A 14957-nucleotide genomic window follows, 5' to 3' on the forward strand; every position below is an offset into this window, starting at 1 on the left:
TAGAAAGTCGAGAGAATAACAGGGAGAGAATAAGAGCTCGGTACAAGGATTCAGAAGCAGATACTCAGGAAGATCCCAGATTCATTTCTTCATCTTCAACCCGATTTTGGCTTTCGCTCAAAAGCTTGAGAAACTCCGCTTCCGGCACCGGAGGACTGATGTAAAAACCCTGATACTGGTGACAACCGTACTGACGCAACAAATCCAATTGTTCACGTGTCTCTACGCCTTCCGCAACCACATTCAAACCCAACAAACGGGCCATGGCGACAATGGTTTCAACCAGCACCCGGTCACTGCGATCTTCTGGAATGTCTCTCACAAAGCTCTGATCAATTTTCAGCGTCGCAACCGGCAAACGTTTCAAATAGCTGATTGAGGAATAACCGGTTCCAAAATCGTCAAGGGAAAAGCTTACCCCCAATACCGATAAGGACTTCATTGTACTGATGGTTTCTTCAACACCCTGGATCACCACCCCTTCAGTGATTTCCATACTTAAAACACCGCGAGGGATTTGTACATCTTCCAGAATCTGGCAAACATCATCCACAAAACCCTGATGACGGAATTGGCGCGGGCTGATATTCACACTGAGGATCATATCCTTATCCCACAATCCTCGATCAAACCAATCACGCAATTTCACGCAGGCCTGTTCGATAACCCAGTTACCGACATCGATAATCTGCCCTGAGGTTTCCAGTACCGGAATAAATACCGCAGGCGAAACCATGCCATCACTGGGGTGATGCCAGCGAATCAAAGCTTCAGCACCAACGATGCGATTGGTTTCCGTATCCACCTTGGGCTGGAAATACAATTCAAACTGCTGGGTTTCAATCGCACGATGCAGATCCCCTTCCATAGTCAGCTGGCGGCTGACCTGGTCGGCCATATCTTCATTAAAGAACTCGACCGCATCACGGCCCTTGTCTTTCACTTGATACATAGCGGTATCGGCAAAACTCAGCAACTCATGTACCGAAGATTTAAAGTCCGGATACACCACTACACCCACACTGCAGGTGACACGCAATTCCATATCACCATAGTAAAACGGTGCAGAAAGCTGCTGGCGAATTTTCTCGGCCACCTCTCCAGCCTTGATCGCCGCGGTGCCAGAATCCGTGTCGAGCACAGTCAGAATTACAACGAATTCATCGCCGCCCTGGCGGGCAACCAGATCTTCCTGGCGTACGGAATCCAACAGACGAGCGGCCATCTCTTTGAGTACAGCATCGCCCACCGGATGTCCAAGAGAATCATTAATATTCTTAAACTGATCCAGATCGATAAACAGTACCGCACCAAAATAATGATGACGCTGGGCTCGGCGCAATTCATGTTCAAGGCGTTCAACCAGATGCAAGCGGTTCGGCAGATTGGTTAGCGAATCATGATAGGCCATATGCTCCATCTTGGCCTGAGCCCGGCGTTGTTCGGTCACATCGGTCGACACCGCTAGAGAAACTACCTCGTCGTAGAAATCCAGCGGCATGATATGGGTTTGCAAATAGTGTCTCTGCCGACCATTGATTACGTAAATTTCTTCGATCACTTCCAGCCCATTGCCAGACTCGATCACCTTCAAATCCAAAGCCTGCACACGAGACACATCAGACAAGTAGTATTCGGAAAAATCGTGGACGCTGCGCCCCTGCATGTCTTCCACAGTGCTGCCAAGAAATTTCGCCAGAGCATGGTTGGCAAAAATATAAACACCTTCGCGATTGCGGGCGCCTACCAGCACGGGCAAGCTGTCGATAATCTGACGGACGTGTTCTTCACTTTTGCGCAGCGCCAGTTCCACCGCCCTGCGCTTGGCCAGTGACAAGTCCACCGCATCCAATAAACTATTGGAGCTGTCAATCACTTGGGCGAGTTCATGTTCACCACTGAATTTGATGGGCGTAAGGCGTTTTTCCCCGGGGTGATCCGGATTGATGGATTTAATTTCCCGGGCCAGTTTCGCCAAAGGTTTTGCGAGAATCTGATAGAAAACGCTGAACAGTAAAAGAATCAAAACCAAGTTGCGTAAAAAGCCGGCGCCGGCCACCAAACCGGAACGGCGATAGAAACCAGCCAGTGCCAAATCAACATCGACACTCAGCTCCATTTTGCCATGGCTTTGCTTGTCAAAAACGGGGAAACGAATCAGCTTTTCATAATTTTTGCTTGGCTCTGCAATTTGAGCCGTCAACCAGCGGGTATTACTTTGACGGGGCGGACGCTCCCCCTGAGCCAGGATCATTCCCATTTCATCGCGAATCACAACACGTTGAACAAAGTCGTAACTCAGTATGCCGTTGACCACTTCCGTGGCAAGTTCGTGATCCAGAGTGTGAATGGCTTTGGCCGTGGGCGGGCGAGACGCTTCCATGATGCGCTCAACCAGATCATCAAGCCCTTCCGCTTCTTCTTTGTAATCCAAATAGAATTGCAGCATCGCTGTTAGCAGGCCTAGGACCATCGCTAACAGTACGCTGATGCGCATCATTCGAAATGAGATACTGGAGAAAAAAAATGGCACAAAAACCCTGCAAAATATAGTACTAAGTTACCAGCTACTTGCTTGTCCGCTGTCGATTGTAATTATAGGCGCTGTCGCACAACAAAGGGAGTAAAGCTATTCCTTACTAACTATGTCGACTGGCGACCACAGAACATAACGCCCTTTTTATAAAAAGAACATCCCAGAACGAAAAAAACCGCCCAAAATGGCGGTTTTTTCAAAGCTTTGCGACGACTTGCTTATAAAGCGGCGCTTGGTTCTACATAGTCGTAGCCCAAAACGTCAGCGACGGCTTTGTAAGTCACTTTACCGCGACATACGTTCAAGCCAGCCATCAAGCCAGGATCACGTTCCAGTGCTTCTTTCACACCACGATTGGCAATCTCCAAAGCGTATGGCAGAGTCGCATTGTTCAGTGCCATTGTTGAGGTACGAGCAACACCACCCGGCATGTTGGCAACACAGTAGTGAACCACACCATCAACAACGTAAGTGGGTTCTTGATGGGTAGTCGCTTTAGAAGTTTCGAAGCAACCACCCTGATCAATCGCAACGTCAACAACCACTGAACCCGTCTTCATGCGGCTGATAATGTCACGGGTCAGCAGTTTCGGTGCAGCTGCGCCTGGAATCAATACCGCACCGATCACCAAATCAGCTTCCAGCGCATATTCTTCAATAGCAGAACCGGTAGAGTAAACACACTTCACATGGCCTTCATACTCGGTATCCAGCTGGCGCAAACGCGGCAGTGAACGATCCATAATGGTTACATCAGCACCCATACCAACAGCCATTGCTGCGGCGTTATCACCAACAACACCACCACCAATAACCAGAACTTTAGCTGGAGCAACACCCGGTACACCACCCAACAGAACACCACGACCGCCCTGGGCTTTTTCCAGGTGGTGGGCGCCAGCCTGAACAGACATACGACCAGCAACTTCACTCATTGGGGCCAGCAGAGGCAAGGTGCCGTCTGGAGCCGTTACGGTTTCATAGGCCACACAGATAGCGCCGGACTTAACCAGCAGCTCGGTTTGACGTGGGTCTGGAGCCAAATGTAGATAAGTGTACAAAATCTGGTCTGGGCGCAGCATCTCACACTCGTTTGGCTGAGGCTCTTTTACCTTCACGATCATTTCCGCTTTGGCAAAGACTTCTTCGGCGGTATCCAAAATGGAAGCACCGGCAGCAATGTACTGCTCATTGTCGAAACCGATCGCGCTGCCGGCTTCGGTTTCAATAATTACGTCGTGGCCGTTGTTTATCAGCTCTTTAACAGAGGCTGGTGTCAGACCTACGCGGTACTCGTGGTTTTTAATCTCTTTAGGTACACCGATCAACATATCGCTTCTCCAAAATTATTTAGTGGTCTGCTCGAGGGGAAACAGACCTAGTCAGCTCGGCCTCAATAGAGGATGCCGCTATTCTAAATCCGTAAAATTAGTGTTTTCATCTGTTTTTGGGTTATAGTCAGCGAATTCAACTATAAAATGACGCCGAGGTTGATATGACCAAACGAAGTCGAGAACTCAACACGATTGACCGTAATATTTTGCGTGTATTGCAAAGAAACGGGCGCTGTACCTATGCCGAATTGTCCCGGCAAGTTGGCCTAAGCGCCACACCCTGTATGGAACGGGTTAAGAAGCTTGAAAAAGACAATGTGATCCAGGGTTACAGCGCGATTATTAACCCTGAGTATCTGGACGCCGCCCTGGTGGTCTTTGTGCAAATCCGCCTGCTGCGCTCCGCACAGGATATCTTTGAAGAATTCAGGTCCGCAGCCGCCGCCCTGCCCGAGGTTCAAGAGTGTTATCTGGTTTCAGGCAATTTCGACTACCTGATCAAAGCCCGAGTGGCTGATATGAATGCCTACAGAAAGTTTTATGGAGAAACCCTGCTAACCCTGCCGGGCGTTCAGGAATGCACAAGTTATGTGGTGATGGAACAGGTAAAGGAAACTCTGGAGATTCCCGTGCACTACAACCGCTAGGACCGTTACAAGCACCAGGCCGACGCGGTAAACAGCGCTTATACGACCAAGCCGCGCCAATATTCCCGGCCGGTGATGCCAATGTCGGTGCGACGGCGACCACCGCCAAAACGACGCTCAGGAATGGACAAAGTGTGGCGATAGGCGGTGCGGCGATCGGGAATCTGGCGGCGTTTCTGAGCCCGCCGATCACGGTATTCCGTGCCCCTGCGAACCTTTTGAATCCAGGATACCGCCCCCAGGCAAGCAAGTAATTTCTGAAGGTTTTTTGCAACCACCAAATCAGCGTGTCGCTTAACGATAACCGGCGCGCCCTGTGCCAATATGGATAAATTCTCACCATTAAGGCCAAAGCGCATGCGAATACGCTCTAAAACCAATTCAGATTCACGATTCTGAGGACAGGTATTATGGAAGATTACAGCGTATTCAAATTCTTTCGCATTCATGGCTTCAGATGAGTTAGCTTGATGGCTCCAATGCCCGATGTCGGGAAATTGGGCCTAAGCTAACACAATCATTGTGAAGCGCATCACATAATACTTGCCGCTGGGTAAAATTAAGAAGAAGGCATTATTTCCATGATCTGAACACCTGGGTCTTTCTTATCAGATTCTTCAATCCGTGTGCCGAATAGATCACTATCGTCTCGTTCTGCTCGAGGCTCTCCAGTGCGATCCAGCTCAAGTGACACAAAGTCAAACAGATCTCTATCCGCCAGCTGGCTGGGCGAAACACGCTGTATGGCCGCGAAAATGGTATCCGTTCTACCTGGCTGTTTCTGATCCCAATCTTGCAGCATGTGCTTGATAGCCTGACGCTGGAGATTTTCCTGGGACCCACAGAGATTACAGGGAATGATCGGAAATTCACGGTATTCCGCATAGGTCGCAATATCACTTTCACGGCAGTAAGCCAACGGACGAATAATGATGTTGCGCTTATCATCGGCTAACAGCTTTGGCGGCATGGCCTTCAGGCGGCCGCCGTAGAACATATTCAAAAACAGGGTTTCGACAATATCGTCCTTGTGATGACCCAATGCAATTTTGGTCGCGCCAATCTCTTCCGCAAATCCATATAAGGTGCCTCGACGCAAACGGGAACAGAGGCTGCAGGTGGTTTTCCCCTCAGGAATAACCTCTTTGACCACGCTATAGGTATCTTTTTCAATAATGTGGTACGGCACCCCAAGCTGTTCCAGATAGTTGGGCAGAACCTCTTCCGGGAAACCCGGCTGCTTCTGATCCATATTCACGGCAATCAGCTCAAAGTTCACTGGAGCGGTACGCTGGAGGTTCATCAGAATGTCCAACATTGCGTAGGAATCTTTACCGCCCGACAAGCACACCATAATCTTGTCGCCTTCTTCAATCATATTGAAGTCAATGATGGCATTACCCACATTGCGGCGCAGACGCTTCTGCAGTTTATTGAATTCTACCCGGGCCTGACGCCCATCGTTTTGTGCTGTACTCATGCTCTACTCATAGTGTTTCGAGTTGTCGCCCTGCCTGTTGGCGAAAAAGGCGGCATTGTACGGTGTTTGCCCTAGCGGCGCCATGCCCTGCCAACCTCGTTTGAGTGTGATTTCAGAGCACAGCAAAGACCGTATGCCCAGCTCCTGTCAAGGAGGGGAGATATGAAGAATGAAGCAAACCGGGGCAGACACCCGGCTGTATCAAGCGGGTAATTAGGCCATCCCCAATCACCCGCTTGATAGGATTCAGATAAGATCCACCAAATCACTTTCAGATTTGATATCCGGCAGCTCAGCCATGGCATCATTCCAGACCAGAATCTCAGGGCTTTCGTTAGCGCCTGGAGAGCCCGCAGCCAGAGACTTCGGTTCCATCGATTCTGCCTCCAGAGCTTTTGGTAGCAAGACATCCAGATTTTGCTCGATCTTATCGAGAGCCAGAACATCCTGCAGTTCAACGGCGTAGGAAGCTCCATCGCTTGAGGCGAAATTAAACTCAGCCTTTGAATCAACATCCGTCGGTTCGTTAAACAGCAGATCGTCTTGCTCAGCCAACAAGCCCCCTACGGTAGATTTCTTCTTCGGCGTGCTCTGAGAGCTTTCCTGAGCATCATCAATGGTATCTTGTTGCGACTGCTCCGGTGCTTTTCTTAGCGGCGAGGCAGATACATTTTGCGTATCAAAGATTGAAACGGTCAGTGTTCCGGTGCTGCTTTCTGAATCCACTACAGAACCATTAGCAGTTTCATTTACAACCGCTGTGACCTGCAAATCATAGTCTACCGTTGAACCATTCGCAGCGTTATTCGTGCTTCGTACAAACAGGTTATTCAGATCCGCACTGGTAATATCAACACTGTTGTTTCCGCCGCCGGCGGTGAACAACAAGGTATTCCCGTCATACACTTCCCATCCATCAGGAATATTACCCAGTGTAATGGAGGCGATCGATTCTGATCCATCGGTATCCTGCAACTGAACTGAAATGCCCGAAAGTTTGATCTTCGCACCCTCGCCACCCTTGTTCAGTTCAATCGGATAATAACCGCCGACATTACTGTTATGGTTTGAGTTACCCGCTGTTGGACCAGGCACAAACTCAGAGTACTGAGCACCGGTTGCTTCCAACGTATCGACATCCCTGAACACAACAACGTTGCTGCTGCTCAAAGCTTGCGGTCCACCACCATCAAGATGAATTCGAATGGAAAAGTCGCCCGGCCCCGAATGGTTATAGACGTAGGTTTCCAAGGTGTAATAGCCCGTCGCTGGAACCGTGTAAGTACCCGCTGCCGTATAAGATCCCGCACCTTGGGAAACGGTTTGAGCCGTTGCTGTACTGTAAGATCCCCAGGTATTGCCGCTGGTATGGAACAAGACATTGCCGCCGAGTTCGATCTTAGCTGCATCATCCATATACCCCGAGAAGGAAACAGTTTGCCCTTCCTCAAGATAAATTAAAGACGTTACTTTTTGCAGCTGTCGCGCACCAATGTTGGTTGCACCATTGTTGCCCGAGGCATTATAAGGTTGCGTTGGTGTGCTGACGGTTCCGCTTAATCCCGCGCTGATATTTTCCAGCTGATTCCCCGCCTGAGGACCGGTCGCTGCGTTGTTGTATACCTCACGAGTGAAACGGTCGGAGCTTGGAATTTCAACCAAGTCGATATGCTGGTTATTGCCATTGTTGTAGTTCACCAGAGATGTGTCGATCAATGCGGGATCGGCATCCGGTGTGACATCGAGCGTAAAGCTTGCTGGTGTTGAACTCCAGGCATTGCCATCATTTACGCTGAAGGTAAACGATGCATAGTCCGCTTGCTGATCGCCAGTTCCACTTCCACCATAAGCATCGGAACCCGACTCATGTTGATCGGGTACAAACTGAAGCCCCGTATTTGGCGCCGTTGTGTTATTTAATTCCGCAACGGTAATCACCTGACCGGCGGTTACCGCCACGCCGTTTAACATCAAGGTGCCATCAGCAGGCAATGAATCAATCCGCACTGAGGTCAATTGATCGCCCGTATCGATATCAGAAAAACCAAAGTCGGAACTGCCTAACGGTATCGCAACATCTTCGTTACCCGACTTGGAACTCGCAACCGCTTGCGGCCCCTGATTGGTGCCAGTTACGGTAATGGTGACGGTTGTTGTTGAGAAACTGCCGTCCGCATCTTTCAAGGTATAGCTGAAAGTATCCGTAGCGCTTGCCCCCAAGGCCAGTGCAGCTGCAGCTGCGCCCGGGGTGTAGGTGTAAGAGCCATCAGCCTGGAGTGTTAACGAACCCAAGCTGCCCGCGATAGCGGTTCCCACACCTCCGGAAATATCGCCCGTCTGTGTGCCCGCAACTACGCCGGTGATACTTGCAGCATCAGCACCATCCACATCGGCACCGCCGGCGTCGGTACGAACATTACCCGTAGCATTGCTGTCCGCATCCGTAGAATCCGTATCGGCGTTAGCAACCGGTGCGGTATCGGTGATTAAAATATCCAAAGTGCCGTTGGCTGTGGTTCCATCACTATCGGTTACGACAACCGCCAAGCTATCGACAATTTCACCACCGCTATGATCTTTAGCGGTACCACTTGGATCATAGTTGTAGGTGACCACACCGGTCGAAGAGTTATAACCAGTAATTGTCATCACCCCTTCAGGGGTATTTACGGTGATGTTCGTGGTTGACGCATTATTGAGTGCTGCCGCAGTAATTGTTTGACCAGCAATGCTCAATGAGCCTAAACCGTCCGGTGCTGTGATCGTAAACGTATTTCCTGTCGCGGTTTCATCTTCAGCAACACTTTCATCACCCGTTGCACCGGCGTTGTTGTCGGTAATAGTGACGGTTGGTAAACCATCGGTTGTTCCCGTGACAGTAATCGATACCGTTGTGGTTGAGAAACTGCCGTCGTCATCTTTAAGCGTATAGCTGAACGTATCGGTAGCGGTGGCGCCTTCAGCCAATGCTGCGGCGCCCGCACCTGGGGTGTAGGTATAAGAACCATCGGCTTGAATCGTGAGCGAACCCAAGGTACCAGCAATGGCTGTGTTTACACCGCCGGAGATATCGCCCGTTTGTGTGCCTGCCGCAACACCGCTAATTTCAGCCGCGTCGGCACCATCCACATCAGCACCGCCAACATCCGTTCTCACATTACCCGTTGCGTTGCTGTCTGCATCGGTGGAATCGGTATCCGCGTTGGCAACCGGAGCGGTGTCGGTGATTAAAATATCGAGACTGTCGTTGGCCGTCGTGCCGTCACTGTCGGTGACAACAATAGCAAAGTTGTGAACAACTTCGGCACCGCTGTGATCTTGCGAGGTACCCGCCGGATCGTAGTTATACGTCACCACGCCCGTTGCCGAGTTGTAATCAGTGATGGTTAAAGCGCCGTTACCATTACTGACCGTGATGTTTGTGGTTGAGGCATTGTTAAGAGCGGCAGCCGTAATCGTTTGGCCGGCAACACTGATCGAACCCAAACCATCCGGCGCACTGATCGTAAAGGTATTACCCGTTAAGGTCGCGTCTTCTTGAACACTTTCATCGCCAGTGGCACCGGCATTGTTATCAGTAATCGTAACGGTGGGTGCACCATCGGTTGTTCCCGTGACGGTAATCGTTACCGTTGTGGTTGAGAAACTGCCGTCGTTATCTTTGAGGGTGTAACTGAAGGTATCCGTCGCCGTGGCACCTTCGGCCAGTGCTGCCGCACCCGCACCTGGGGTGTAGGTGTAAGAACCATCGGCTTGAATCGTGAGCGAACCTAAAGTGCCAGCGATTGGAGTATTAACACCACCAGAGATATCGCCAGTCTGCGTGCCCGCAACAACACCGCTAATTTCAGCGGCATCGGCGCCATCGACATCAGCACCGCCAGCGTCGGTACGAACATTACCCGTTGCGTTGCTGTCCGCATCAGTGGAATCGGTATCGGCGTTAGAAACCGGCGCGGTGTCGGTGATTAAAATATCAAGACTGTCGCTGGCCGTCGTGCCATCGCTGTCGGTGACAACCACTGCAATGTTATCGACCACTTCACCGCTGGTGTGATCTTTTGCCGTACCGGCTGGATCATAATTGTAGGTAACTACGCCCGTTGCCGAGTTGTAGTCCGTAATCGTCAACAAACCTTGTGCCGTGTTGACGGCAATGTTTGTAGTTGAAGCGTTATTCAATGCAGCGGCAGTAATGTTTTGCCCTGCAACACTGATGGAACCCAAACCGTCCGGTGCTGTGATCGTAAACGTGCTGCCCGTTAAGGTCGCGTCTTCTTGAACACTTTCATCACCGGTGGCACCGGCGTTGTTGTCGGTAATGGTGACGGTTGGCAAACCATCGGTTGTTCCCGTGACAGTAATCGTTACCGTTGTGGTTGAGAAACTGCCGTCGTCATCTTTAAGCGTATAGCTGAACGTATCGGTAGCGGTGGCGCCTTCAGCCAATGCTGCGGCGCCCGCACCTGGAGTGTAGGTATAAGAACCATCGGCTTGAATCGTGAGCGAACCCAAGGTACCAGCAATGGCTGTGTTTACACCGCCGGAGATATCGCCCGTTTGTGTGCCTGCCGCAACACCGCTAATTTCAGCCGCGTCGGCGCCATCCACATCGGCACCGCCAACATCCGTTCTCACATTACCCGTTGCGTTGCTGTCTGCATCGGTGGAATCGGTATCCGCGTTGGCAACCGGAGCGGTGTCGGTGATTAAAATATCGAGACTGTCGTTGGCCGTCGTGCCGTCACTGTCGGTGACAACAATAGCAAAGTTGTGAACAACTTCGGCACCGCTGTGATCTTGCGAGGTACCCGCCGGATCGTAGTTGTAGGTAACAACACCGGTACCTGCGTCATAGTTAGTGATGGTTAAAACGCCGTTACCATTACTGACCGTGATGTTCGTGGTTGACGCATTGTTGAGTGCCGCAGCGGTAATACTTTGCCCTGCAATGCTCAGTGAACCCAAACCATCCGGTGCCGTAATCGTAAACGTGTTGCCCGTTAAGGTCGCGTCTTCTTGGACACTTTCATCACCGGTGGCACCGGCGTTGTTGTCGGTAATGGTGACGGTTGGTAAACCATCGGTTGTTCCCGTGACAGTAATCGTTACCGTTGTGGTTGAGAAACTGCCGTCGTCATCTTTAAGCGTATAGCTGAACGTATCGGTAGCGGTGGCGCCTTCAGCCAATGCTGCGGCGCCCGCACCTGGGGTGTAGGTATAAGAACCATCGGCTTGAATCGTGAGCGAACCCAAGGTACCAGCAATGGCTGTGTTTACACCGCCGGAGATATCGCCCGTTTGTGTGCCTGCCGCAACACCGCTAATTTCAGCCGCGTCGGCGCCATCCACATCGGCACCGCCAACATCCGTTCTCACATTACCCGTTGCGTTGCTGTCTGCATCGGTGGAATCGGTATCCGCGTTGGCAACTGGAGCGGTGTCGGTGATTAAAATATCGAGACTGTCGTTGGCCGTCGTGCCGTCACTGTCGGTGACAACAATAGCAAAGTTGTGAACAACTTCGGCACCGCTGTGATCTTGCGAGGTACCCGCCGGATCGTAGTTATACGTCACCACGCCCGTTGCCGAGTTGTAATCAGTGATGGTTAAAACGCCGTTACCATTACTGACCGTGATGTTTGTGGTTGAGGCATTGTTAAGAGCGGCAGCCGTAATCGTTTGGCCGGCAACACTGATCGAACCCAAACCGTCCGGCGCACTGATCGTAAACGTGTTGCCCGTTAAGGTCGCATCTTCTTGAACACTTTCGTCACCGGTTGCACCGGCGTTGTTGTCGGTAATCGTAACCGTCGGTGCGCCATCAGTCGTTCCCGTAACCGTAATAGTCACAGTCGTTGTTGAGAAACTGCCGTCGTTATCTTTTAAGGTGTAGCTAAAGGTATCCGTCGCCGTGGCACCTTCGGCCAGTGCTGCAGCGCCTGCACCAGGGGTGTAGGTGTAAGAACCGTCCGCTTGAATGGTGAGTGAACCTAAGGTACCGGCAATCGCGGTGTTAACACCACCAGAGATATCGCCAGTCTGCGTGCCCGCAACAACGCCAGTAATCTCAGCGGCATCGGCGCCGTCGATATCAGCTCCGCCAACATCCGTTCTCACATTACCCGTTGCGTTGGTGTCGGCGTTGGTGGCATCCGTATCGGCGTTGGCAACCGGTGCGGTATCGGTGATTAAAATATCGAGACTATCACTGGCCGTCGTGCCGTCACTGTCCGTAACAACCACTGCAATGTTATCGATCACTTCACCGCTGGTGTGATCTTTCGCGGTACCGGTTGGATCGTAATTGTAGGTAACTACACCCGTAGCCGAGTTGTAGTCGGTAATCGTCAACAGACCTTGTGATGTGTTGATGGCAATATTTGTGGTTGAAGCGTTGTTTAAAGCGGCTGCCGTAATTGATTGGCCCGCCACACTGATCGAACCCAAACCGTCCGGTGCAGTGATCGTGAATGTATTGCCAGAAAGCGTTCCATCCTCAACAACACTTTCGTCGCCAGTGGCGCCCGCATTGTTATCAGTAATCGTAACGGTGGGTGCACCGTCCGTAGTACCCGTGACAGTAATGGTCACGGTGGTCGTTGAGAAACTGCCGTCGTCATCTTTTAAGGTGTAACTGAAGGTATCGGTCGCCGTTGCACCTTCGGCCAATGCTGCGGCGCCTGCACCTGGAGTGTAGGTATAAGAACCATCAGTTTGAATCGTGAGCGAACCTAAGGTACCGGCAATCGCTGTGTTTACACCTCCGGAGATATCGCCAGTCTGCGTGCCCGCAACCACACCAGTAATTTCAGCGGCGTCCGCACCATCCACATCAGCACCGCCAACATCCGTTCTCACATTACCCGTTGCGTTGCTGTCCGCATCGGTAGCATCAGTATCCGCATTGGCAACCGGTGCGGTATCGGTGATTAAAATATCGAGACTGTCGCTGGCCGTCGTGCCATCGCTGTCGGTGACAACCACTGCAATGTTATCGACCACCTCACCGCTGGTGTGATCTTTGGCGGTACCGGCTGGATCGTAATTGTAGGTGACCACACCCGTTGTCGAGTTGTAATCGGTAATCGTCAACAGGCCTTGTGATGTGTTGACGGCAATGCTGCTTGTAGAAGCGTTGTTTAAAGCGGCTGCCGTAATTGATTGGCCCGCCACACTGATGGAACCCAAACCATCCGGCGTATTAATGGTGAAGGTATTACCCGTTAAGGCCGCGTCTTCTTGAACACTTTCATCACCGGTGGCACCGGCGTTGTTGTCGGTAATGGTGACGGTTGGTAAACCATCGGTTGTTCCCGTGACAGTAATCGTTACCGTTGTGGTTGAGAAACTGCCGTCGTCATCTTTAAGCGTATAACTGAATGTATCGGTCGCGGTGGCGCCTTCAGCCAATGCTGCGGCACCCGCACCTGGGGTGTAGGTATAAGAACCATCGGCTTGGATGGTTAATGAGCCAAGCGTGCCAGCAATTGGGGTGTTCACACCCCCGGAGATATCACCGGTTTGTGTGCCAGCGACTACGCCCGTAATTTCAGCCGCGTCGGCGCCATCCACATCAGCTCCGCCCACATCGGTTCTCACATTGCCCGTTGCGTTGCTGTCGGCGTCCGTTGAATCCGTATCCGCGTTAGCAACCGGCGCAGTGTCGGTGATTAAAATATCTAACGTACCATTCGCGGTTGTTCCATCGCTATCCGTAACAACCACTGCAATGTTATCGACCACTTCACCGCTGGTATGGTCTTTGGCGGTACCCGCTGGATCGTAATTGTAGGTGACTACGCCCGTTGCCGAGTTGTAATCGGTAATCGTCAACAGGCCTTGTGACGTGTTGACGGCAATGTTCGTGGTTGAAGCGTTATTTAATGCCGCAGCTGTAATCGTTTGACCAGCAATGCTCAATGAACCCAAACCGTCCGGTGCTGTGATCGTAAAGGTATTGCCAGAAAGCGCTCCATCCTCGACAACACTTTCGTCACCCGTTGCACCGGCGTTGTTGTCAGTGATGGTAACCGTCGGCGCGCCATCAGTCGTTCCCGTAACCGTAATAGTCACAGTCGTTGTTGAGAAACTGCCGTCGTTATCTTTTAAGGTGTAGCTAAAGGTATCCGTCGCCGTGGCACCTTCGGCCAGTGCTGCCGCACCCGCACCTGGGGTATAGGTGTAAGAACCATCGGCTTGAACGGTTAATGAGCCAAGCGTGCCAGCAATTGGGGTATTAACACCACCAGAGATATCACCGATTTGTGTACCCGCTACTACGCCGGTGATTTCAGCCGCGTCCGCGCCATCCACATCGGCACCGCCAACATCGGTTCTCACATTTCCGCTTGCGTTGGTGTCGGCGTCCGTTGAATCCGTATCCGCGTTGGCAACCGGAGCGGTGTCGGTGATTAAAATATCGAGACTGTCGTTGGCCGTCGTGCCGTCACTGTCGGTGACAACAATAGCAAAGTTATGAACAATCTCTGCGCCACTGTGATCTTGCGAGGTACCCGCTGGATCGTAGTTGTACGTCACCACACCCGTTGCCGAGTTGTAGTCGGTAATCGTCAACAGGCCTTGTGTAGTGTTAACGGCAATATTTGTGGTTGAAGCGTTGTTTAATGCCGCAGCCGTAATCGTTTGGCCAGCAATGCTCAATGAACCTAAACCATCAGGTGTGTTAATGGTGAAGGTATTGCCCGTTAAGGCCGCGTCTTCTTGGACACTTTCGTCACCGGTTGCACCGGCGTTGTTGTCGGTAATCGTAACCGTTGGTACACCATCAGTCGTGCCGGTTACCGTAATAGTCACAGTCGTTGTTGAGAAACTGCCGTCGTTATCTTTTAAGGTGTAGCTGAAGGTATCGGTAGCGGTGGCACCTTCAGCCAATGCTGCCGCGCCTGCACCTGGGGTGTAGGTGTAAGAACCATCGGCTTGAATCGTGAGCGAACCCA

The 14957-nt window shown here is 51.5% G+C and carries 6 protein-coding genes; 1 reads left to right on the plus strand and 5 read right to left on the minus strand.

Annotated features, from left to right (window positions below; all coding sequences use genetic code 11):
- Positions 1-64: 64 nt before the first annotated feature.
- Both G8768_RS18820 and ald read right to left on the minus strand, forming a co-directional pair.
- A complete protein-coding gene (locus tag G8768_RS18820) occupies positions 65-2500 on the minus strand; it encodes a putative bifunctional diguanylate cyclase/phosphodiesterase (RefSeq protein ID WP_208020264.1) in 2436 nt (811 codons plus the stop codon).
- A 254-nt stretch (positions 2501-2754) separates the two neighbouring features.
- Positions 2755-3867, minus strand: coding sequence for an alanine dehydrogenase (ald, locus tag G8768_RS18825; RefSeq protein ID WP_166847643.1), 1113 nt, complete (start codon positions 3865-3867; stop codon positions 2755-2757).
- A 164-nt stretch (positions 3868-4031) separates the two neighbouring features.
- Between ald and G8768_RS18830 the strand changes: the two genes are divergently transcribed.
- Positions 4032-4517 carry an Lrp/AsnC ligand binding domain-containing protein gene (locus G8768_RS18830; protein ID WP_166847641.1) on the plus strand — a complete coding sequence of 162 codons (486 nt, stop codon included), beginning with the start codon at positions 4032-4034 and terminating at the stop codon, positions 4515-4517.
- A 38-nt stretch (positions 4518-4555) separates the two neighbouring features.
- Here G8768_RS18830 and G8768_RS18835 read toward each other — a convergent pair whose 3' ends face one another.
- From G8768_RS18835 to G8768_RS18845, 3 genes are all read right to left on the minus strand, one after another.
- Positions 4556-4966: a hypothetical protein gene (locus G8768_RS18835; protein WP_166847638.1), complete on the minus strand. Its 411-nt coding sequence runs from the start codon at positions 4964-4966 to the stop codon at positions 4556-4558.
- A gap of 110 nt (positions 4967-5076) precedes the next feature.
- On the minus strand, positions 5077-5997 hold the full coding sequence (gene ttcA, locus G8768_RS18840; protein ID WP_166847635.1) for a tRNA 2-thiocytidine(32) synthetase TtcA: 921 nt from the start codon (positions 5995-5997) through the stop codon (positions 5077-5079).
- Positions 5998-6243: 246 nt separating this feature from the next.
- Positions 6244-14943 (minus strand): VCBS domain-containing protein, encoded by an 8700-nt coding sequence (locus G8768_RS18845; RefSeq protein WP_341801035.1) that lies wholly within the window; start codon positions 14941-14943, stop codon positions 6244-6246.
- Positions 14944-14957 lie beyond the last annotated feature (14 nt).

Origin of the sequence: Pseudoteredinibacter isoporae (genome assembly GCF_011602085.1) — a bacterium.
Classification (GTDB): Bacteria; Pseudomonadota; Gammaproteobacteria; order Pseudomonadales; family Cellvibrionaceae; genus Pseudoteredinibacter; species Pseudoteredinibacter isoporae.

Coding starts and splice junctions, on each gene's coding strand:
- G8768_RS18820 (WP_208020264.1), bottom strand. CDS start 2,500: ATGATGCGCATCAGCGTACTGTTAGCGATGGTCCTAGGCCTGCTAACA.
- ald (WP_166847643.1), bottom strand. CDS start 3,867: ATGTTGATCGGTGTACCTAAAGAGATTAAAAACCACGAGTACCGCGTA.
- G8768_RS18830 (WP_166847641.1), top strand. CDS start 4,032: ATGACCAAACGAAGTCGAGAACTCAACACGATTGACCGTAATATTTTG.
- G8768_RS18835 (WP_166847638.1), bottom strand. CDS start 4,966: ATGAATGCGAAAGAATTTGAATACGCTGTAATCTTCCATAATACCTGT.
- ttcA (WP_166847635.1), bottom strand. CDS start 5,997: ATGAGTACAGCACAAAACGATGGGCGTCAGGCCCGGGTAGAATTCAAT.